19 protein-coding genes are annotated in these 20,202 nt (G+C 73.1%); 11 read left to right on the top strand and 8 right to left on the bottom strand.

Features of this window, described 5'->3' with window-relative positions:
• The first annotated feature begins 272 nt into the window (after positions 1–272).
• Complete coding sequence (locus OHS82_RS36570; protein WP_057580827.1) at positions 273–1,928, top strand: purine-cytosine permease family protein; 1,656 nt, start codon at positions 273–275, stop codon at positions 1,926–1,928.
• A 168-nt stretch (positions 1,929–2,096) separates the two neighbouring features.
• On the opposite strand, the gene OHS82_RS36565 is transcribed toward OHS82_RS36570, so the two are convergent.
• Positions 2,097–3,383: a glycoside hydrolase family 16 protein gene (locus tag OHS82_RS36565; protein WP_057580825.1), complete on the bottom strand. Its 1,287-nt coding sequence runs from the start codon at positions 3,381–3,383 to the stop codon at positions 2,097–2,099.
• A 275-nt stretch (positions 3,384–3,658) separates the two neighbouring features.
• Here OHS82_RS36565 and OHS82_RS36560 point away from each other — a divergent pair, with 275 nt between their 5' ends.
• The 3 genes from OHS82_RS36560 (at position 3,659) to OHS82_RS36550 (ending at position 6,846) form a co-directional block, all read left to right on the top strand.
• Positions 3,659–4,108 carry a carboxymuconolactone decarboxylase family protein gene (locus OHS82_RS36560; protein ID WP_057580823.1) on the top strand — a complete coding sequence of 150 codons (450 nt, stop codon included), beginning with the start codon at positions 3,659–3,661 and terminating at the stop codon, positions 4,106–4,108.
• A gap of 88 nt (positions 4,109–4,196) precedes the next feature.
• Positions 4,197–5,312, top strand: a complete 1,116-nt coding sequence (locus OHS82_RS36555; protein ID WP_328435378.1) for a bifunctional class I SAM-dependent methyltransferase/NUDIX hydrolase — start codon at positions 4,197–4,199, stop codon at positions 5,310–5,312.
• Positions 5,313–5,598: 286 nt separating this feature from the next.
• Entirely contained in the window at positions 5,599–6,846 is a 1,248-nt protein-coding gene (locus OHS82_RS36550; RefSeq protein WP_079041393.1) for a phosphodiester glycosidase family protein, read from the top strand.
• Between the two features lie 54 nt (positions 6,847–6,900).
• On the opposite strand, the gene OHS82_RS36545 is transcribed toward OHS82_RS36550, so the two are convergent.
• The 5 genes from OHS82_RS36545 to OHS82_RS36525 form a co-directional block, all read right to left on the bottom strand.
• A complete protein-coding gene (locus OHS82_RS36545; protein WP_266719273.1) occupies positions 6,901–7,095 on the bottom strand; it encodes a hypothetical protein in 195 nt (64 codons plus the stop codon).
• 162 nt (positions 7,096–7,257) lie between these two features.
• The gene (locus OHS82_RS36540; protein WP_328435375.1) at positions 7,258–8,343 is read right to left on the bottom strand and encodes an acyl-CoA dehydrogenase family protein; all 1,086 of its coding nucleotides are present in this window, start codon (positions 8,341–8,343) and stop codon (positions 7,258–7,260) included.
• Positions 8,340–9,524, bottom strand: coding sequence for an acyl-CoA dehydrogenase family protein (locus tag OHS82_RS36535; RefSeq protein ID WP_057580817.1), 1,185 nt, complete (start codon positions 9,522–9,524; stop codon positions 8,340–8,342). The genes OHS82_RS36540 and OHS82_RS36535 overlap by 4 nt, the downstream gene beginning before the upstream one ends.
• Positions 9,521–10,492 (bottom strand): NADPH:quinone oxidoreductase family protein, encoded by a 972-nt coding sequence (locus OHS82_RS36530; protein WP_266719276.1) that lies wholly within the window; start codon positions 10,490–10,492, stop codon positions 9,521–9,523. Before OHS82_RS36530 ends, OHS82_RS36535 begins: the two co-directional genes overlap by 4 nt.
• Positions 10,493–10,578: 86 nt before the next feature.
• Positions 10,579–11,151: a helix-turn-helix domain-containing protein gene (locus OHS82_RS36525; RefSeq protein ID WP_328435372.1), complete on the bottom strand. Its 573-nt coding sequence runs from the start codon at positions 11,149–11,151 to the stop codon at positions 10,579–10,581.
• A 70-nt stretch (positions 11,152–11,221) separates the two neighbouring features.
• Here OHS82_RS36525 and OHS82_RS36520 point away from each other — a divergent pair, with 70 nt between their 5' ends.
• The 5 genes from OHS82_RS36520 to OHS82_RS36500 all read left to right on the top strand — a co-directional run bounded on the left by OHS82_RS36520 (position 11,222) and on the right by OHS82_RS36500 (position 16,000).
• A complete protein-coding gene (locus OHS82_RS36520) occupies positions 11,222–12,238 on the top strand; it encodes an NAD(P)/FAD-dependent oxidoreductase (RefSeq protein ID WP_057580812.1) in 1,017 nt (338 codons plus the stop codon).
• Between the two features lie 29 nt (positions 12,239–12,267).
• Entirely contained in the window at positions 12,268–13,806 is a 1,539-nt protein-coding gene (locus OHS82_RS36515; protein ID WP_057580811.1) for an ATP-dependent DNA ligase, read from the top strand.
• Entirely contained in the window at positions 13,803–14,276 is a 474-nt protein-coding gene (locus OHS82_RS36510) for an NUDIX domain-containing protein (protein ID WP_057580807.1), read from the top strand. The genes OHS82_RS36515 and OHS82_RS36510 overlap by 4 nt, the downstream gene beginning before the upstream one ends.
• Before the next feature lie 76 nt (positions 14,277–14,352).
• Positions 14,353–15,738, top strand: a complete 1,386-nt coding sequence (locus OHS82_RS36505; RefSeq protein ID WP_328435368.1) for an NADP-dependent succinic semialdehyde dehydrogenase — start codon at positions 14,353–14,355, stop codon at positions 15,736–15,738.
• A gap of 25 nt (positions 15,739–15,763) precedes the next feature.
• On the top strand, positions 15,764–16,000 hold the full coding sequence (locus tag OHS82_RS36500; RefSeq protein ID WP_057580803.1) for a DUF6213 family protein: 237 nt from the start codon (positions 15,764–15,766) through the stop codon (positions 15,998–16,000).
• 128 nt (positions 16,001–16,128) lie between these two features.
• On the opposite strand, the gene OHS82_RS36495 is transcribed toward OHS82_RS36500, so the two are convergent.
• Positions 16,129–17,355 (bottom strand): acyl-CoA dehydrogenase family protein, encoded by a 1,227-nt coding sequence (locus OHS82_RS36495; protein WP_057580801.1) that lies wholly within the window; start codon positions 17,353–17,355, stop codon positions 16,129–16,131.
• Between the two features lie 174 nt (positions 17,356–17,529).
• Here OHS82_RS36495 and OHS82_RS36490 point away from each other — a divergent pair, with 174 nt between their 5' ends.
• The gene (locus OHS82_RS36490; RefSeq protein ID WP_057580799.1) at positions 17,530–18,174 is read left to right on the top strand and encodes a TetR family transcriptional regulator; all 645 of its coding nucleotides are present in this window, start codon (positions 17,530–17,532) and stop codon (positions 18,172–18,174) included.
• Between the two features lie 82 nt (positions 18,175–18,256).
• On the opposite strand, the gene def is transcribed toward OHS82_RS36490, so the two are convergent.
• On the bottom strand, positions 18,257–18,802 hold the full coding sequence (gene def / locus OHS82_RS36485) for a peptide deformylase (RefSeq protein ID WP_057580798.1): 546 nt from the start codon (positions 18,800–18,802) through the stop codon (positions 18,257–18,259).
• A 157-nt stretch (positions 18,803–18,959) separates the two neighbouring features.
• Between def and OHS82_RS36480 the strand changes: the two genes are divergently transcribed.
• Positions 18,960–20,198, top strand: a complete 1,239-nt coding sequence (locus tag OHS82_RS36480; RefSeq protein WP_057580793.1) for a MurT ligase domain-containing protein — start codon at positions 18,960–18,962, stop codon at positions 20,196–20,198.
• Positions 20,199–20,202: the final 4 nt, after the last annotated feature.

Here is a 20,202-nt window from a genome sequence, read left to right as displayed (position 1 = left end):
CGTACGTTCCCGAGGTCGTGATCTCTGTTCCGCTACCCCGTGCGGGACGACGGCAGGCCGGGTCCGGGCCGCTCAACGCCGTCCGACGGCCGTGCCGGTGGCTCGACTCGGCGTTCCTGTGCGGCGAGTGCGGCAACCTGCCGTTCACCGTCCGAGGGACCGCGGGAAACACGCCGTTCCTAGCATCCGGTCGAACACGCAAAGGCACCGTCCCGCTCGTCCACCGCCTCCGCAGTCCGGGGATTCCCGCCCCGGCTCTCGAAGGGCTGATCATGACGACCACCGAGTCATCCCCCACCGCGGCCCGGCCGACGTCCCCCACGAGTCAGGCGACGAAGGAGACCCTGGAGGACTACACCCTCCGTTTCGCGCCCCGCAGTTACCGCCGCTGGACCCCCATGGTCGTCGCGACGACCGCCCTCGGCGGCATCGCCTACATGGCCGACTTCTCCATCGGCGCCGGCATCGGACTCGCCCACGGCACCGGCAACGCGCTCGTCGCGATCGCCGTCGCGGCGGTCGTCATCTTCGTCACCGGTTTCCCGCTCGCCTACTACGGCGCCCGCTACAACATCGATCTGGACCTGATCACCCGCGGCTCCGGATTCGGCTACTACGGCTCGGTGTTGACCAGCGTCATCTTCGCGAGCTTCACCTTCATCTTCTTCGCCCTCGAGGGCTCGATCATGGCCCAGGGCCTGAAACTGGGACTCGGACTCCCCCTGTGGCTGGGCTACCTGGTCTCCACGCTGATGGTGATACCGCTGGTGATCTACGGCATGAAGGCGCTCAGCAAACTCCAGGTGTGGACGACGCCGGTCTGGCTGCTGCTGATGGTCGGCCCGCTGGTCTACCTGGTCGCCACCGACCCCGGCACCGTCGACCGCTTCCTCGCCTACGCCGGCACCGACGGCGAGGGCGGGGTCGACACCGCGTCCGTGCTGCTGGGCGCGGGCGTGTGCCTCTCGCTCATCGCGCAGATCGGCGAGCAGATCGACTACCTGCGCTTCATGCCGCCCAAGACCGACGCGAACAAGCGCAGTTGGTGGACCGCAGTCATCATGGCCGGACCCGGCTGGGTGATCCTCGGCGCGCTCAAGCAGGCCATCGGCGTCTTCCTCGCCGTGTACGTCATCGCCCGGGTCGGCGCGGACGCCGCTCCCGAGCCGATCCAGCAGTTCAAGGGCGCGTTCGACGCGATGATGCCGTCCTGGCTCGTGGTGCCGCTGGCCGTGGCACTCGTCGTGATCAGCCAGATCAAGATCAACGTGACCAACGCGTACTCCGGCTCGCTGGCCTGGACCAACTCCTTCACCCGCGTCACCCGGCACTACCCCGGCCGTATGGTCTTCGTCCTGGTCAACCTCGGTTTCGCGCTGGCCCTGATGGAAGCCGACATGTTCAGCTTCCTCAACGACATCCTCGGCTTCTACTCGAACTGCGCCATCGCCTGGGTGGTCACCGTCGCCACCGACATCGGCGTGAACAAGTACCTGTTGAAACTCTCGCCTCTGCAGCCGGAGTTCCGGCGCGGCATGCTGCACGCCGTGAACCCGGTGGGCGTCGTCGCCTTCGTCGCCGCGTCCGGTCTTTCCATCGCGATGTACTTCCACGCCCTCGGCGACACGCTCCAGCCGTACTCCCCCGTCGCCGCGGCCGTCATCGCGTTCGTCCTCACGCCGTTCATGGCCGCCGTCACCAAGGGCAGGTACTACCTTCGCCGTACGGAGGACGGCATCGACGAGGCCTTGCTCGACGCCGACGGCAACCCGGCGGCGACGACGTACGACTGCCACGTCTGCCGGCAGCCCTACGAGCGCCCCGACGTGGCCGCCTGCCGGACCCACGACGCGGTCGTCTGCTCCCTGTGCCTGAGCACGGACAAGACCGGCGGCCACGTGCTGCCCGAGGAGGCTCCGGCGGTCTGATCCGTCGCCGGCAGTGACGAGGGGCCGCCCCGGTCCGTGATCGCGGGCGGCCCCTCGTCGGCCGGGTGCGGGTGGGTGCGGGGCGTCAGGGCCGGGCGACCGGGCGGAAGCTCCGGGCCGCCGCGCCCGGTGCGCCGCGTGCCGCGCTGCCGTCCGGGCGCCTCGTGGTCATCGGGTCACCGTCCACTTCTGCTGGGCGGCGCCTGTGCAGGTCCAGATCTGCAGCCGGGTGCCGTTGGCGGAGGCTCCGCCCGCGGCGTCCAGGCATTTGTTCGCCTGCGGGTTGACGACGTCCCGCGCGGCGGGGAGGGCCCACTGCTGGGCGGCGGTGCCGTTGCACTCCCAGAGCCGGACGGGGGTGCCGTCCGCCGTGCCGCCCGAGGCGACGTCCAGACACTTGCCGAGCGCGCGGATCGTGCCGTCGGCTCCCACCGACCACTGCTGGGCGGCGGTGCCGTTGCAGTCGTACAGCTGCACGGCCGTGCCGTCGGCGGGGTCGGCCCCGGCCACGTCCACGCACTTGCCGCCGATCCCGGTGATCCGGCCGGCGGCCGGCTGGGCGGTGTCGGTGCTGACGCGGACGTAGTCGACGAGGAGCTGCTGCGGGAACACCGTGCCGCCGTCGGGGTCGCCGGGCCAGTAGCCGCCGACCGCGAGGTTGAGGATCAGGAAGAAGGGCTTGTCGAAGACCCATCGACGTCCGCCCAGGTCGGCGGGGGTGCGCCGCTGGTAGACGGCGCCGTCGACGGACCAGGTGATCGCGTTCGGGCTCCAGTCGACGGCGAAGGTGTGGAAGGCGTCGGCGAACGCCTGCCCCCCGGGCAGGGCGTACCCGGCGCCGATGCCGCCGGAGCCCGAGTAGCCCGGGCCGTGCAGCGTCCCGTGCACCGTGGACGGCTCGAAGCCCACGTTCTCCATGACGTCGATCTCGCCCGAGTCGGGCCAGCCGACCCGGCCGATGTCGTCGCCGAGCATCCAGAACGCGGGCCACATGCCCTGGCCGCGTGGGATCTTCATCCGGGCCTCGACGCGGCCGTACGTCGTGGTGAACCGGCCGGCCGTGTTCAGGCGGGCGGAGGTGTACTCGCACCGCCCGTACCAGCAGGCGTAGTTGCCGGGATTCTCCCGCCGCGCGGTGACCACCAGGTGGCCCTGTCCGTCGAGGGCGGCGTTGCGGTTGCCCGCGGTGTAGTACTGCCGCTCGTGGTTGTTGACGTTGTCACCGGTCTCGGTCTGCCATTTCGCCCCGTCCACGGCCGCGCCCGCCGGCCCGTCGAAGTCGTCGGAGAACGTGACGGCCGCCGCCGCCCGGGACGCGGGGGCCCCGACGGAGCGTCCAGCGGATTCCGCCGCGGGCGGAGACGCGCCGTGCGCCGGCAGGGCGGACAGCGCGGCGAAGGCCATGAGCGAGGCGAGGGAGACCAGCAGGCGCCGGGTCGGGCGCGGAGAGTTCATGACTCTCCCTTCATGAGGCAGAAGGGGGCGGCACGGCGTGCGCATGACAGACAATCGCGAGCCACGGGGGCCGCGAAGGGAACGCGAGGGAGCAGCGGGCGCCGAAAGCCGTGCCGACCGGGTGGGGGTATGCGAACCGGCCCTGACGAGGGCTTAGTTCACTACGTGATTTAAGAAGTGAGCAATGCGCGTGTCAAGGGTCTGGTACGGACCGGTCGTGCCGAAGTCCGGGCCGGCCGCGCACGACGACCGCGGTGCGACCAAGATGGTCGACCATGACTGGACGGATCTTCATCGACAAGCAGAGCCCCAAGGCCTACCACGCGCTGGTCCAGACGTCCGAGGCGGTGCGGGCGACCGCCGCCGAGGCCGGCCTGGAGCGCACCGTCGTGGAACTCGTCAACCTGCGCGTCTCCCAGCTCAACGGCTGCGCCTACTGCCTCGACGTGCACACCAGGGCGGCGCTGCGCGCGGGCGAGGACACCCGGCGGCTGGGCGTCCTCGCCGCCTGGCGGGACACCGGCCTCTTCACTCCCCTGGAACGGGCCGCCCTGGCGCTGGCGGAGGCGACCACCCGGCCGGCCGACGCCGCCGCACAGGAGGCCGCGTACGCCGACGCCCGCGCGGCGCTCACCGACGACCAGATATCGGCGGTGATCTGGGTGGCCGTCACCATCAACGCCTTCAACCGCGTGTCCGTCCTCAGCAAGCATCCCGTGCACTGAGCCGCCCCGGGGCCGGGGTTGGCCGTCGGAGCGTCCGGTAAGAATCGTGGGGTCCGGTGATCGTCGTCCGCCTCAGGAGGTCCCGTCCATGCCCCACTCCGACGCCCGCGGCGCACGGGACTTCGTGGACCCGGACTCGGAAGGGCCGCCGTTCGAACGGGAGTTGCCCGCCCGGGAACCCGCCGAGGCGTTCCTGGGCGAGCTGACGGGGCGGCGCGTGCTGGATCTCGGGTGCGGAACGGCCCGTCGCGCCGCCCGGCTCGTGCGGGAGCACGGCGCCGTCGTCGACGCCGTCGACCCGGCGGCGGACGCGATCGGGCGGGCCCGCGCCGCCTACGGGTCCCTGCCCGGGCTGCGGCTCTTCCACGCCACCCTCGACGCACATCTGCGGACGGCCGAGCCCTACGACGTGATCTACTCCGCGGGCGGCGTCCCGTCCGGCGAACTGCGCCTGCTGGCACCCTCGCTGGCGACCGCGCTCGCACCCGGAGGAGTCCTGTGCCTCTCCGTACCGGACGACGGCCCGCCGACGGTCCCGACGACGGCTTCGACGACGGCTCGGCCGGCGACGCCCGCGCCCGGCACATGGGAGACGCTGCTCGCCGAACACGGGCTGCGCGTCGAGGAGACGGCCACCCTGCGCACGTCCGGCCCCGCGAACCCGCCCGGCCCCGCGAACCCGCCCGGCCCCGCGGGCCGGACCGGCTACCGCCTGGTGCGGGCACGGCGCCCCCCGCGCGTCTGCGCCCGCCCCCGCGGCGGCGGGCCGCCCGCAGCGCACGCCGCGATCGGCGTCGGCGCCATCGTGCACGGCCCCCGCGGGCTGCTCCTCGGCCGCCACCGCCGGGGCACGTGGGAGTTGCCCGGCGGCACGGTGGAGCCCGGCGAGTCCCTGCGGGACACGGTCGTCAGGGAGTTGCGCGAGGAGACCGGGCTGCGGGCCGCCCCGTCGGACGTCCGGCTGCTGGGCACGCTGCTCGACGAGGCCGGCGGCATCGTGCGGATGACGGTGGGCGCCGTGGTGACCCGCTGGGAGGGCGAGCCGGCCGACCAACCGGACGAGAGCGTCGGCGACTGGCGCTGGTACTCCCTCGACCGTCTGCCGCCGTCCCTGTTCGAGTGCAGCGCCCAGTCCCTCACCGTGTGGCGTCCGGACCTGCCGATCGACCACGCCCCGACCCACTTCACGCCCTACGGCTCCTGACCGGACGGGGCTGCGCGTCAGACGCCGGGCCCGGCGCCGTGCCGGGAGGTCGGGCGGGACCGGTGAGGGCGGGGCGGGTGAGGGCCGGGCGGGTGAGGGCCGGGCGAGGCGGGTGGGCGGGACAGGGGCGATAGCACAAAGGCTTCCGCGGCGCGGCCGGACCACGGATCGAGCCACTCGGAATCGTGCCTTTCCTCACCCGTTCTCGTGGACTCCCCGCTCACCTCCCGCGGGTCGTTCCCGCAGGTCGTGGGAGAGTGACGGCCGGAATCAGACAGGGGGGCCTGTGACGCGTCGACAAAAACGTTCCAGGGCGGCCGGAACGCCTCCGCGCCGGAAGTGTCCGGCGCTGTTCGTCGCCCTGGCCGTCGTGGCCGGTGCGACGCTCGCGGGAACGGCCCCGGCCGACGCCGCGACCTGGACCGGCGTGGCACCGGGCGTGACGTACCGTCAGTACGACCTGGTCGCGGCCGCCGGCACGGCGCGTGCACATGTGCTCGGCGTCGACCTCGCCGACTCCCGCGTGCGCCTCGGTCTGTTGTACCCGGGGGCGATGGCCGCCCGCGCGACCGTCTCCTCGCTGGCCGGCCGGCAGAAGGCGGTCGCCGGCGTCAACGGCGACTTCTTCGACATCACCGAGGCGCAGCACCCGGGGGTGGCGGCGACCGGGGCGAGCGTCGGTCCGGCGGTCGCCGGCGGAAGGGCGTTGAAGGGCGCGGTCCCGGACGCGCAGCGGTTCGGCCCCGCGCCGCCGCGGGGCACGGACACCAGGGCCGTGGTCGGCGTCGGCGCCGACGGCAGGGCGAGGCTGGACAGTCTGACCCTCGACGGCTGGTACACCGCCGCGGGCCGGCGCATGCCGCTGGGCGGCGTCAACCAGTATGCGCTGCCGGAGAACTCGGTCGGCGCGTACACCGCGGACTGGGGCAGCGTCTCGCGCCGCCGGGCCGCCTGCGGCTCGGACACCGCGCGGGCCGCGCCCTGCAGCACCGGCGCCTACGAGGTCACCGTGCGCAGGGGCCGGGTCGTGTCGGCCTCGGTCACGCCGGGCAGCGGCGCGATCGCCGCCGGCAGCACGGTCCTCGTCGGACGGGAGGCGGGCGCCCAGCGGCTGCGGAGGCTGATCGTGGGGCAACGGGTGGCGGTGCGCTACGCGCTGAGGTCCGCGTCGGGGTCGGCCTACGGCTTCGCCGTGGGCGGCATTCCGGTCCTGTCGGGCGGCCGGCCGCTCGCCGGTCTCGACACGTCGGTCTCCGCGGTGCGCACGGCCGTCGGCATCGGCGACGGGGGACGGCGGGTCTTCCTGTTCGCGCTGGACGGCGCCGCCCGGTACCGCAGGGGCCTGACGATCGCCGAGGTCGCCGCCGCTCTCAGGGGCCTCGGGGCGACGGAGGGCTTCGGTCTGGACGGCGGCGGGTCCTCGACCCTGGTGGCCCGTCCGCCGGGCGCGGCCGCCCGCGTCACGGTCCGCAACCATCCCTCCGACGGGGCGGAGCGGCCCGTGGCGAACGGCGTCGGGGTCTTCGTCAGCTGACCCGGGATCACCGGGATCACCGGACGCACCCGGTGATCCCGGCGCCACGGAGCCTCACGGCCGGAGGCCTCCGACGATGTCGGCCGTCGCCGTGAGGCCGCCGGCGATGGTGGGGGCCATGCTGGTGCCGGCCAGGAGGAATCCGAGCAGCAGGCAGACCAGGGCGTGCGAGACCTTCAGTCCGCCGTTGCGCATGAAGATCACCGCCAGAACGAGCAGCAACAGCACCACCGAAATCGAAACGGCCACCGCCGACCTCCTCCACGTCCGTTTTCACAGCGTTCGGCCGTAAGTGTGGCGTAAGGAAGGTTTCGTCTGGGTGGCTTGCCCGTCCGCCGAAGGAGTGGTGTCACGCAGAAGCCCGCCCCTGGAGTGCCCCTGGGGCGGGCTTTCACCGGGTGACGGCCGGGGTCAGGGGGCCCGCAGGTCGACGAGTTCGGCGACGGCGGCCCGGTGGGCGCCCGCGGTGCCGTACGCGATCGAGTCGGCCTTGGCCCGCTTGAGGCACAGGTGGACGGGGTGCTCCCAGGTCATGCCGATGCCGGCGTGCAGTTGCAGAGCCTCCTCGGCGGCGCGCACGGCGACCGCCGCCGCGTAGGCCTGCGCGACGGCCGTCGCGAGGTCGGCGTCCTCGCCGTTCGCCAGCGCGTCGGCCGCGGCGCGGGCGGCGGCCCGGAGGTTGACGACCTCCAGCCACAGCTGCGCCAGACGGTGCTTGAGGGCCTGGAAGCCGCCGACGGACCGGTTGAACTGCTTGCGCTCCTTCAGGTAGCGCACGGTCTCGGTCAACGCCCATTCGGCCAGCCCGAGTTGCTCGGAGGCGAGGAGTCCCGCCCCGGCCCGCAGGGCCCGCCGCACGGCGGGTGCGGCGTCGCCGCGCCGACGCCCGGCCGCGACCCCGGAGAGCGTGACGGTCGCGAGGGGCCGGGTGAGGTCGAACGACACCTGCGGGGTGACCGTCGCGGCCGAGGCATCGACCGCGTACAGGCCGCCGTCGTCCGCGGGCACCAGCAGCAGGTCGGCGGCCACGGCGTCGGCGATGCCGGTCAGCTCGCCGGACAGCAGCCCGTTCTCGAGTCGTACGGCCGGGAAGGCGGCGCCGGGCGCGCTGTGCAGCCCCACGGCGAGCGCTGCGACCGTGGTCGCCGACGCCAGCCCCGCGAGCAGGTCGTCGGCGCCGCACTCCAGCAGGGCCTCGGTGGCCACCACCGCGCTCGTCAGATAGGGCACGGGCGCGACCGCCCGCCCCAGTTCCTCGAGGACGACGGCGGCCTCCCGGTGGGTGGCGCCCTGTCCGTCCAGCTCCTCCGGGATCAGCAGCCCGGCGAGGCCCATGTCGCCGGTGAGCGTCTTCCACAGGGAGACGTCGTGCGGGGCGTCCGACTCGGTCCGCGCGATGACGCCCGCCGGGTCGAGCCGGTCGGTCAGCAGGTCCCGGACCGCCGACCGCAGCGCCTCTTCCTCTTCGGTGTAGAGAAGATCCGGCTGTGTGCTCATCGGGCGAGGTCCTTCCAGGCGACGTCCTTGTCGGTGCGCGGCTCGGACGGCAGGCCCAGGACGCGCTCGGCGACGATGTTCAGCAGGACCTCGCTGGTCCCGCCCTCGATGCTGTTGCCCTTGGAGCGCAGGTAGCGGTACCCGGCGTCGCGGCCGGTGAAGTCCACGAGCTCGGGGCGGCGCATCGTCCAGTCGTCGTACAGCAGGCCTTCCTCGCCGCGCAGTTCCACCTCCAGGCCGCTGATCTCCTGGTTCAGACGGGCGAAGGCGAGCTTCATGCCGGCGCCCTCGGGGCCGGGCTGGCCCGACGCGAGCTGCTGGCGCAGGCGTTCGCCGGTGAGGCGGGCCACCTCGGCCTCGACCCACAGCTTCAACAGCCGCTGGTGCAGGTCGTGGGTGCGCAGTTCGGGCCGTTCGCGCCACGTCCTGGCGACCGGGCCGATCATGCCGCCCTCGCGGGGCAGTCGCATGCCGCCGATGGCGACGCGTTCGTTGTTCAGCGTGGTCTGCGCGACCCGCCAGCCCTCGCCGACCTCGCCGAGGCGGCGCGCGTCGGGAATGCGCACCTCGGTGAGGAAGACCTCGTTGAACTCGGCCTCGCCGGTGATCTGGCGCAGCGGGCGCACCTCGACACCCGGGTCGGTCATGTCGCAGAGGAAGTAGGTGATGCCCGCGTGCTTGGGCACGTCCGGGTCGGTGCGGGCGATGAGGATGGCCCAGCGGGCGACGTGCGCGCTGGAGGTCCACACCTTCTGCCCGTTGACGACCCAGTCACCGTCGTCCGCGCGGACGGCGCGCGTGCCGAGCGCGGCCAGGTCGGAGCCGGCGCCGGGCTCGCTGAACAGCTGGCACCAGACCTCTTCGCCCGTCCACAGCGGCCGCAGGAACCGCCGCTTCTGCTCGTCGGTGCCGTACTTCAGGATCGTCGGAGCGGCCATGCCGAGGCCGATGCCGATGCGCCGGGGGTCGTTGTCGGGGGCGCCGGCGGCCTCCAGTGCGGCGTCGACGACGGCCTGGAGGGAGCGGGGGGCGCCGAGGCCGCCGAGGCCCTCGGGGTAGTGCACCCAGGCGAGCCCCGCGTCGAAGCGGGCCTCGAGGAACTCCGTCCGGCCGGTCGTGGCGGGCGGGTGGTCGGCCAGCAACTGCGCTGTGCGGCGCTGGAGTTCGGCTGCGTCGGTCATACGGCGGCTCCGTTCTGCGGTACGACGGCGACCCGGCCGGTGGTCACGCCGTCGGCGACCCGCTGCACGGCGGCGGCGGCTCCGTCGAGCGGTGTGCGCTCGCTGATCAGCGGCTTGATCGCGCCCCGGGCGGCCAGGTCGGTGAGCTGCTCGTGGCAGTGCTGGACCAGCTTCGGGTTCTTCGTGTTGTACAGGCCCCAGTGCAGGCCGAGGATCGCGTAGTTCTTCACCAGCGCGTGGTTCAGCGCGGGGTTCGGGATGGTCCCGCTCGCGAAGCCCACGACCACGATCCGGCCCTCGAAGGCGACGGTCTTCGCGGACTGCGTGTAGGCCTCGCCGCCGACCGGGTCGTAGATCACGTCGGCGCCCCGGCCGCCGGTGGCCTCCTTCACGGCGGCGACGACGTCCTCGGCCCGCCGGTCGATCACCGTGTCGCAGCCGAGCTCCCGGGCGACGGCCGCCTTCTCGGCGCCGCCCACGACGCCGATGACGGTCGCGCCCGCCGCCTTCCCGAGCTGCACGGCCGCGCTGCCGACGCCTCCGGCGGCGGCGTGGACGAGGAGCGTCTCGCCCGCTTCGATGCGCGCCCTTCGGTGCAGGCCGAACCAGCCGGTCTGGTAGCCGATGTGCAGGGCGGCGGCCTCGGCGTCGTCCAGCGACTCGGGGGCGGGCAGCAGGGCGGCGGCGTCCGCGACGGCGTACTCGGCGAAGCCGCCGTGCGGCAGGGCCGGGTTGGCGATCACGCGACGGCCGTCCTCGGTCTCGCCGCAGATCTCCACGCCCGGGGTGAACGGCAGCGGCGGCCGGACCTGGTAGTGCCCCCGGCACATCAGCACGTCCGGGAAGTTGATGTTCGCGGCGCGCACCCGGAGCAGGACCTGGCCGTCGCCGGGCGTGGGCCGCTCCACGTCCGCGAGCCGCATCACCTCGCTCGGCTCGCCGTTCTCGTGCACCTGCCATGCCTGCATGCGGAGCCTCCACGGGACTGCGTCGTCGGACCCTGGTCCCGTGCATACTAAGCGGTCGCTTGCCCTCCGGGGAACCGTTGCGTGCGTCACCTCTGCGACGGCCGCGCCCGCACGTGCATCCGCTCGCCCTGCGGGCCGAAAAGGCTGAGGAACTCGGCGGGACCCTCGCCCGTCGATCCGAACCAGTGCGGCACGCGCGTGTCGAACTCGGCCGCCTCCCCCGCCGTCATCACCACGTCGTGCTCCGCGAGCACCACCCGCAACCGCCCGGACATCACATAGAGCCATTCGTAGCCCTCGTGGGTGCGCAGCTCCGGCTCCTCCTCGCGCTGCGGCACCAAGACCTTGAACGCCTGCAGTCCGCCGGGCTGCCGGGACAGCGGCCAGAAGGTGCGCCCGTGCCGCACCAGGGGCTTGGCCCGCACCCGGGGGTCGCCGACCGGGGGCGCACCGACCAGCTCGTCCAACGGCACCTGGTGGGCCTGCGCGATCGGCAGCAGCAGCTCCAGGCTGGGCTTGCGCAGCCCGGACTCCAGCCGCGAGAGGGTGCTGACGGAGATGCCGGTCGCGCCGGACAGCGCCGCGAGCGTCACCTCCCGCTCCTTGCGGATGCGGCGCAGCCTGGGCCCGACCTCCGCGAGAACGCCATCGGTAGTCATGTCTCCATTTTGCAGAATCGGCAAAGACGTTTGTCAATGGCGTCGGCCGGCGGCGACGGTGGCGGCGGAGGTGGTCACGGTGACCGAGAAGTTCGAAGTGATCGTCGTCGGCGGCGGCGCCGCCGGGCTGTCGGCTGCGCTCGTCCTGGGACGGTCCCGGCGCGGCACGCTGGTGATCGACGCGGGCGAGCCGCGCAACGCGCCCGCCGCGCACATGCACGGCTATCTGTCCCGGGACGGCATGTCCCCCGCCGAGTTCCTGGCCGTCGGCCGTGAGGAGATCGCGCGGTACGGCGTGCGGCTGGTGCGCGACCGCGCGGTGGACGCGACCCGGGTCGACGGCGGCGAGGGCTTCGCCGTCCGGCTGGCGGGCGGGCGGACGGTGCACGCCCGGCAGCTCGTGGTGGCGACCGGCCTGAAGGACGAACTGCCGCCCGTCGCGGGGCTCGCCGAACGCTTCGGCCGGGACGTGCTCCACTGCCCCTACTGCCACGGCTGGGAGGTCCGCGACCGGGCGTTCGGCGTGCTCGCCACGACCTCGATGAGCGTCCACCAGGCGCTGGTCGTCTCCCAGTGGTCGAAGGACGTGGTCCTGTTCCTGCACACGGTGCCCGAGGAGGAGCTGACCGGCGAGGACCGGCGCCGACTGGCCGCGGCCGGAGTGGACGTCGTCGCCGGCGAGGTGGCCGCCCTGGTGGTGGAGGACGACCGGCTCACCGGCGTGCGGCTCGCCGCGGGCGGCCCCGGGGAGGGCGAGGCCCACGACCGCGAGGTCCTGTTCGTCGCGCCCCGGGCGGTGCCGCAGACGGATCTGCCGGCCCGGCTCGGCGCCGAGATGACGCAGACCCCGTTCGGCGCCTACCCCGTGGTCGACGCGCGCGGTCTGACCACGGTGCCCGGCCTGTGGGCGGCCGGCAACGCGTCGGGCTTCGCCGAGCAGGTCGTGAACGCGGCCAGCCGGGGCTACCGGGCCGGCGCCGCGATCAACGGGGAGCTGCTGATGGCGGACCTCGACGCGGCCGCCGCGACAGCCGGGCCGGCCACGACCACCGGGTCCACCGGGACAGCCGGAGCAGCCGGGGTGTAGTCACCGGCTCCCCGTTGCACCATGGCTGCATGTTGCTGACCCGGCTCGCCGACGTGTCCCGGGAGGTCGCCGCCGTCCCGGCGCGCTCCCGCAAGATCGCCCTGCTCGCCGAACTCTTCCGGGAGACGGACGCGGAGGACGTCCCCGTCGTCATCCCGTACCTGGCCGGGCGGCTCCCCCAGGGCCGCCTGGGCGTCGGCTGGAAGGTGCTGAGCCGCCCGGTCGCCCCGGCCGACGAGCCGACCCTCTCGGTGCGGGAGGCGGACGCCCTGCTCACCGAGCTCGGCACGGTCTCGGGCCCCGGATCGCAGGCCGAACGGGCGCGTCTGGTGGGCGAGTTGATGAGCGCGGCCACCGCCGACGAACAGCGGTTCCTGCTCGGCCTGATCACCGGCGAGGTCCGCCAGGGCGCGCTGGACGCCGTCGCCGTGGAGGGCCTGGCGCAGGCGACCGGCGCGCCCCCGGGAGACGTACGGCGGGCGGTGATGCTCGCCGGGTCGCTGCAGTCGGTGGCGCGGGCGCTGCTCGCGGACGGCCCCGCGGCGCTGGAGTCGTTCCGGCTCACCGTGGGCCGCCCGGTGCAGCCGATGCTCGCGCACACCGCGTCGTCCGTCACCGAGGCGGTCGGCAGGCTCGGCGCATGCGCGGTGGAGGAGAAGCTGGACGGCATCCGCGTGCAGGTGCACCGCGACGGCGACGACGTGCGGCTGTACACCCGCACCCTGGACGACATCACCGACCGCCTGCCCGAGGTGACCCGTGCGGCCCGGGAGCTCGCGGGTTCGCGGTTCATCCTGGACGGCGAGGTCATCGCCTTCGACGGGGCGGGCCGCCCCCGTTCGTTCCAGGAGACCGCCGGACGGGTCGGCTCCCGGGTGGACGTGGCGACGGCCGCGGAGGCGGTGCCCGTGTCCCCCGTCTTCTTCGACGCGTTGTCCGTGGACGGCCGGGACCTGCTCGACCTGCCCTTCACCGAACGGCACGCGGAACTGGCCCGGCTGACGCCCGAACCCCTGCGGGTGCGCCGCACGCTGGTGTCCGGCCCGGACGACGTCGAGGCCGCGGAGGAGTTCTCCCGGCAGACGCTGCTCCGTGGCCACGAGGGCGTCGTCGTCAAGGCGCTGGACGCGCCCTACAGCGCCGGCCGACGGGGTGCGTCCTGGCTGAAGGTCAAGCCCGTGCACACCCTCGACCTGGTGGTGCTGGCCGCCGAATGGGGCCACGGGAGGCGCACCGGCAAGCTCTCCAACCTGCACCTCGGCGCCCGTACGCGGGACGGCGGGTTCGTGATGCTCGGCAAGACCTTCAAGGGCATGACCGACGCGATGCTGGCCTGGCAGACGGAACACCTGCGGGGGCTGGCCGTCGAGGAGAACGGGTACGCGGTGACCGTCCGGCCCGAACTCGTCGTCGAGATCGCCTACGACGGGCTGCAGCGCTCCTCCCGCTACCCGGCCGGCGTCACCCTGCGCTTCGCCCGTGTGCTGCGCTACCGCGAGGACAAGCGACCCGAGGAGGCGGACACGGTGGAGACCCTGCTCGCCGCCCACCCGCAGGTGCGCCCGTGACCGCGCGCCGAAGTGCCGGCCTGCTGCTGTTCCGGCACACCGGAGCGGGCCTGGAGGTGCTGTTGGGTCATATGGGCGGCCCCTATTTCGCGAAGAAGGACGCCGGCGCGTGGACCGTCCCCAAGGGCGAGTACGAGTCCGACGAGCCCGCCTGGGAGGCGGCCCGGCGCGAGTTCCGCGAGGAGCTGGGGCTGGCCCCGCCCGACGGCGAGCCGATCGCGCTCGGCGAGGTGCGGCAGACCGGCGGCAAGACCGTCACGGTGTGGGCCGTCGAGGCGGATCTCGACCCGGCCGCCGTCGAGCCGGGCACGTTCACCATGGAGTGGCCGCCCCGTTCGGGGCGCACCCGGGAGTTCCCTGAACTGGACCGGGTGGCCTGGTACGGCCTGGAACGCGCGCGCGAGCTGATCGTCACGGCGCAGGCCGCGTTTCTGGACCGGCTGGCGGAGCACTCGTCACCGAGCGCCTGAGCGGACGCGTACGCGTTGCGGTGTCCGGTGCGGCGCGCGAAGGTCGGAACACAGCCAGCTCCCCAGGAGGTCGGTCATGCCCATCGCGACGGTGAACCCGGCGAACGGCGAGACGCTCGAGACGTACGCGGCCATGGACGGGGAGGAGCTGGAACGTCGGCTCCAGCTCGCCGAGGCCACCTTCCGCACGTACCGGACGACGACGTATCCCGAACGCGCACGAATGCTGAACCGGGCCGCCGACCTGCTCGACGAGGACCAGCGGGACATCGGCCGGACCATGACCCTCGAGATGGGCAAACCGGTCGGGCAGGCGCGGGCCGAGGCGGCGAAGTGCGCCCGGGCGATGCGCTGGTACGCCGAGCACGCGCAGGAGCTGCTCGCCGACGAGGAGCCGGCCGCCGCCGACGTGAAGGACTCCGGCGGCTCGCGCGCGGTGGTCCGGTACCGGCCGCTGGGTCCGGTGCTCGCGGTGATGCCGTGGAACTTCCCGCTGTGGCAGGTCGTGCGGTTCGCCGCGCCGGCGCTGATGGCGGGCAACGTGGGGCTGCTCAAGCACGCCTCGAACGTCCCGCGGACCGCGCTGTACCTGGAGGAGCTGTTCCACCGGGCGGGCTTCCCCACGGGCTGCTTCCAGACCCTGCTGGTCGGTTCGGGCGCGGTGGACGCCGTCCTGCGCGACGAACGGGTCAAGGCGGCGACCCTGACCGGCAGCGAGCCGGCCGGACGGGCCGTCGCCGCCACCGCCGGCGAGATGATCAAGAAGACCGTGCTGGAGCTGGGCGGCAGCGACCCGTACGTGGTGATGCCGTCGGCGGACGTCGACCGAGCGGCCGAGGTCGCGGTGACCGCGCGTGTGCAGAACAACGGGCAGTCGTGCATCGCCGCCAAGCGGTTCATCGTTCACACGGACGTGTACGACGCGTTCGTCGAGCGGTTCGTCGCGGGCATGGCGGCACTGAAGGTCGGGGATCCGCTGGAGGAGGACACGGATGTCGGCCCGCTGGCGAGCGAACAGGGGCGGTCGGACCTGGAGGAACTGGTGGACGACGCGCGGCGCTTCGGAGCCGAGGTGCTGTGCGGGGGCGAACGGCCCGAAGGGCCCGGCTGGTACTACCCGCCGACCGTCCTGGCCGGTGTCACGCGGGAGATGCGCATCCACCGCGAGGAGGCGTTCGGGCCGGTGGCGACCGTGTACCGGGCGGCCGACCTGGACGCGGCGGTCCTCATCGCCAACGACTCGCCGTTCGGGCTGAGTTCCAACGTCTGGACGCGCGACGAGGCCGAGGTCGACCGGTTCGTCCGGGATCTGGAGGCCGGCGGGGTGTTCGTCAACGGGATGACCGCGTCCCATCCGGGGTTCCCGTTCGGCGGGGTGAAGCGGTCCGGATACGGCCGTGAGCTGTCCGGGCACGGAATCCGGGAGTTCTGCAACATCACCACGGTTTGGCACGGTGCGTGACCGCCGCGCGGCTACGATCCCGGATGTGAACCGCGAAGTGACCCTGCCCCTGATCGTCGACGACCGCGGGACCCTGCAGGTGGCCGCGGCGGACGTGAGCAAGCTGCTCCGCACGCTCGGGGGCCGGTGGCTGCATCTCGTCGAGGCCGGGGCGGAGGGTCTCGACGAGGACACCGTCGCCGCGCTGACGATCGAACTCGCCAAGCTCGCCGACCGGATCGACGTGGCCTGCATCGCGCACAGCAGCGGAGGCGCGCCCTAGGGCGGCGCACGGTCGTGCCCGCGGCGACGGAGGCAGTGACGGACGCCGGATCGGCGAGCCGTCCGCAACGCGATCCGGCTCCCGGGGAGTGCTTCCCCGGGAGCCGGATCGCGTCGTCGTCCCGCGCGTCAGCGGATCGGCATTCCCGACAGCGTGCGGGCGATCACCAGCCGCTGGATCTCGCTCGTGCCCTCGAAAATGGTGTAGATGGCCGCGTCGCGGTGCATGCGCTCCACCGGGTACTCACGGGTGTAGCCGTTGCCGCCGAGGATCTGGATGGCCTGCCCGGTGACCTTCTTCGCGGTCTCGCTGGCGTACAGCTTGGACATCGAGCCCTCGGCGGCGGTGAACGGCTTTCCGTTGACCGCCATCCAGGAGGCGCGCCACACCAGCAGCCGCGCGGCGTCGATCTGGGTGCGCATGTCCGCGAGCTGGAAGGCGACGCCCTGGTTGTCGATGATCGGGCGGCCGAACTGCTCACGCGTCTTGGCGTAGTCGAGGGCGACCTCGTAGGCGGCGCGGGCCGTGCCGACGGCCATCGCGCCGACGGCGGGGCGCGAGGCCTCGAACGTGGCCATCGCCGCGTTCTTCACGCGCTCGCCGCCCGTCTTCGCCCGCTCGCGGGCCCGCGCCAGCCGCTCGTCCAGCTTCTCCTTGCCGCCGAGCAGGCAGGAAGCGGGGACCCGCACGTTGTCGAGGACGACCTCGGCGGTGTGCGAGGCGCGGATGCCGTGCTTCTTGAACTTCTGGCCCTGGGCGAGCCCCGGGGTGCCCGGCGGGACGATGAAGGAGGCGTGCCCCTTGGAGCCGAGCTCGGGGTCCACCGCCGCGACGACCACGTGCACGTTGGCGATGCCGCCGTTGGTCGCCCAGGTCTTGGTGCCGTTGAGCACCCACTCGTCCTTGGCCTCGTCGTACACGGCCCGCGTGCGCAGCGAGGCCACGTCGGAGCCGGCGTCGGGCTCGGAGGAGCAGAAGGCGGCCACCTTGACGTCGTTCGCGTCGCCGTACATCTGCGGGATCCAGGTGCCGATCTGCTCCTCGGTCCCGTTGGCGAGGACGCCCACGGCGGCCAGGCCGGTGCCCACGATGGACAGGGCGATGCCCGCGTCGCCCCAGAACAGCTCCTCCATGGCCATCGGGATGCCGAGGCCGGTGGGGTCGAAGTACTGCTGCGCGTAGAAGTCGAGGGAGTAGATGCCGACCTTCGCGGCCTCCTGGATGACCGGCCAGGGAGTCTCCTCACGCTCGTCCCATTCGGCTGCCGCGGGGCGGACGACGTCGGCGGCGAAGCCGTGCAGCCAGTCCCGGACCTCCTTCTGTTCGTCGTTGAGCTCCATGGTGAACTCGGCCATGTCCCCTCCAGCGGCGGTGCGTGTTACTAGCGGTAACGCGAGTCTGTTACCGGTCGGTAGGAAAAGTCAACTCCTGATGACGGCGCAGGAGCGCTTCCACCCGTTCGATGTCAGGCTGCTGTCAGGTGTTAGTTTGCGCAGGCGTCAGCGAAACAGCACGGGTGGGGAGAGCACATGGACACCACGCAGCGGACCGAGCAGCAGCGGTCCGCCGACCGCCGACGGCGCGAGTTGCTGGAGGCCGCCGACCGGGTGGTGCTGCGCGACGGCCCACAGGCGTCCATGAACGCCATCGCGGCGGAGGCCGGCATCACCAAGCCGATCCTGTACCGCCACTTCGGCGACAAGGGCGGACTCTACGCCGCTCTCGCCACCCGGCACACGGACGCCCTGCTGTACTCGCTGCGCGCCGCGCTGGACGCTCCCGCCGAACGGCGCGAGCGGGTCGAGGCGACCCTCGACACCTACCTCGCCGCCATCGAGGCCCGGCCGCAGGTGTACCGGTTCCTGATGCACCCCTCCGACACCGGCGCGGGCCCGGACCAGGGATTCGACGTCGGCAAACACAGCGCGCCCCTGCTGCGCCGGATGGGCGAGGAGCTGGCCCAGGTGATCGAGGAGCGGCTGGATCTCGGTCCCGCCGGCCAGCAGCTCGCCCGGGTCTGGGGGCACGGGATCGTCGGGATGATGCACGCCGCGGGCGACTGGTGGCTGGGCGAGCGGCCCTGCTCCCGCGCCGAGCTGGTGCGGAGTCTGGCCGACCTGCTGTGGGGTCGCCTCGCGGCGGCCGGCGACAAGGTCGGCGGCCCCGGCTTCTGACCCCGGACCGCCGCATGGGCACGGGTGCGGGCCCGCAGGGCCCCGCCCCGTCCGCGGCCGCGGACCGGCGCCGCCCGCGTCCCTAGGGCGCGTTGTGCCAGGAGGCCCGGCGCACCTGGCGGGCCAGCCGTCTGCCGCGCCAGCCCGACACCCGGTCCGCGTACACCTTGCCCTCCAGGTGGTCGCACTCGTGCTGCAAGCATCTGGCAAAGAATCCCGTGCCGTGGACCCGCAGCCGCTCCCCCGTCATCGTGCGGCCCTCGACCACGGCGTGGTCGTGACGCTCGGTGCCCGCCTCCAGCCCCGGCAGGGACAGACACCCCTCCGGTCCGCGCAGGACCAGGCCGTCGGCCTCGACCAGCCGCGGGTTCACCACATGGCCCACATGACGGACGTCCTCGTCGTCGGGGCAGTCGTAGACGAACACCCGCAGCGCCTCGCCGACCTGGTTGGCCGCCAGGCCGACCCCCTGGGCGGCGTACATCGTCGCGAACATGTCCTCGACGAGACGAGCGAGTTGGGGACCGAAGTCGGTGACGTCCTCGCAACGGGCGTGCAGGACGGGGTCGCCGAGCAGGGTGAGAGGCCGGACGCGCCCGCGGGCGCCCGGGATGGAGCCGTGTCGCATGGCGGCAAGGGTACGGTCCTTTCTGACACGCGCATGCCGCGCGCGACGTGAAGCGGTGCCGGGATTCGGGAGTGCGAATGGATCTCGATAGGCTGACCGCCTACCACGTTGCCGTACGGCAGAGGCGCGGCGCGTACGCAAGGAGGATCGAGAACTGATGGCAGGCAACTCGGACCCGCTCACGCCGCGGGCCAAGATCGCCGTGACCGCGGGCAAGGCGGTCGCGGCGGCGTCGCGCGCCGCGGGGCGCGGCAGCGGTTCGGTGATCGGCGGCCGGGTGGCGCTCAAACTCGACCCCGACCTCCTCGCCCGGCTCGCCCAGAACCTGGACGTGGTCCTCGTCTCGGCGACCAACGGCAAGACCACCACCACCCGGCTGATCGCCGAGGCGCTGCGCGCCGCCGGCCCGGTCGTGTCCAACGCGCTCGGCGCCAACATGCCGGCCGGCATCACCTCGGCCCTCGCGGGCGGCTCCGAGGCCCGCTACGGCGTCATCGAGGTCGACGAGAAGTACCTCGCGGGCGTCGCCCGGGACACCGCGCCCAAGTGCATCGCGCTGCTCAACCTCTCCCGCGACCAGCTGGACCGCGCCGCCGAGACCCGGATGCTCGCGGAGAACTGGCGTGAGGGGCTCGCCGGCTCCAAGGCCGTCGTGGTCGCCAACGCCGACGACCCGCTGGTGGTCTGGGCGGCCTCCTCCTCCCCCAACGTCGTCTGGGTCGCCGCCGGCCAGATGTGGAAGGACGACGCCTGGTCGTGCCCGTCCTGCGGCGGCGTCATGCAGCGGCCCGGCGACGACTGGTTCTGCGGCGAGTGCGGCTTCCGCCGTCCGACGCCGAGCTGGGCGCTCTCCGGCGACCACGTCATCGACCCGCACGGATCGGCCTGGCCGATCCACCTCCAGCTGCCGGGCCGCGCCAACAAGGCCAACGCCGCCTCCTCGGCCGCCGTGGCCGCCGTCTTCGGCGTGCCTCCGCAGGTGGCGCTGGAGCGGATGTACGCGGTGCAGGCCGTCGCCGGGCGCTACGACGTCGTCCAGTTCCAGGGCCGCGACCTGCGGCTGCTGCTGGCGAAGAACCCGGCCGGCTGGCTCGAGACGTTCAGCCTGATCGACCCGCCGCCGACCCCCGTCATCCTCTCGGTGAACGCGCGCGGCGCCGACGGAACCGACACCTCCTGGCTGTGGGACGTCGACTACACGCGGCTGACCGGCCACCCGATCTTCGTCGTCGGCGACCGGAAGCTGGACCTCGCGGTGCGCCTCGAAGTCGCCAACCAGCACTTCCAGGTCTGCGAGAACCTCGACCAGGCCGTGCAGCAGGCGCCGCCCGGCCGGATCGAGGTCATCGCGAACTACACCGCGTTCCAGGACCTCCGCCGCCGCGTCGGCAACTGACCCG

It is taken from the genome of Streptomyces sp. NBC_00425 (genome assembly GCF_036030735.1).
Lineage (GTDB): Bacteria > Actinomycetota > Actinomycetes > Streptomycetales > Streptomycetaceae > Streptomyces.
The sequence above is the reverse complement of the archived record's forward strand: the minus strand, read 5'-3'. Positions and strand labels throughout refer to the sequence as shown.

Coding starts and splice junctions, on each gene's coding strand:
- OHS82_RS36570 (WP_057580827.1), top strand. CDS start 273: ATGACGACCACCGAGTCATCCCCCACCGCGGCCCGGCCGACGTCCCCC.
- OHS82_RS36565 (WP_057580825.1), bottom strand. CDS start 3,383: ATGAACTCTCCGCGCCCGACCCGGCGCCTGCTGGTCTCCCTCGCCTCG.
- OHS82_RS36560 (WP_057580823.1), top strand. CDS start 3,659: ATGACTGGACGGATCTTCATCGACAAGCAGAGCCCCAAGGCCTACCAC.
- OHS82_RS36555 (WP_328435378.1), top strand. CDS start 4,197: ATGCCCCACTCCGACGCCCGCGGCGCACGGGACTTCGTGGACCCGGAC.
- OHS82_RS36540 (WP_328435375.1), bottom strand. CDS start 8,343: ATGAGCACACAGCCGGATCTTCTCTACACCGAAGAGGAAGAGGCGCTG.
- OHS82_RS36535 (WP_057580817.1), bottom strand. CDS start 9,524: ATGACCGACGCAGCCGAACTCCAGCGCCGCACAGCGCAGTTGCTGGCC.
- OHS82_RS36530 (WP_266719276.1), bottom strand. CDS start 10,492: ATGCAGGCATGGCAGGTGCACGAGAACGGCGAGCCGAGCGAGGTGATG.
- OHS82_RS36525 (WP_328435372.1), bottom strand. CDS start 11,151: ATGACTACCGATGGCGTTCTCGCGGAGGTCGGGCCCAGGCTGCGCCGC.
- OHS82_RS36515 (WP_057580811.1), top strand. CDS start 12,268: ATGTTGCTGACCCGGCTCGCCGACGTGTCCCGGGAGGTCGCCGCCGTC.
- OHS82_RS36505 (WP_328435368.1), top strand. CDS start 14,353: ATGCCCATCGCGACGGTGAACCCGGCGAACGGCGAGACGCTCGAGACG.
- OHS82_RS36495 (WP_057580801.1), bottom strand. CDS start 17,355: ATGGCCGAGTTCACCATGGAGCTCAACGACGAACAGAAGGAGGTCCGG.
- OHS82_RS36490 (WP_057580799.1), top strand. CDS start 17,530: ATGGACACCACGCAGCGGACCGAGCAGCAGCGGTCCGCCGACCGCCGA.
- def (WP_057580798.1), bottom strand. CDS start 18,802: ATGCGACACGGCTCCATCCCGGGCGCCCGCGGGCGCGTCCGGCCTCTC.
- OHS82_RS36480 (WP_057580793.1), top strand. CDS start 18,960: ATGGCAGGCAACTCGGACCCGCTCACGCCGCGGGCCAAGATCGCCGTG.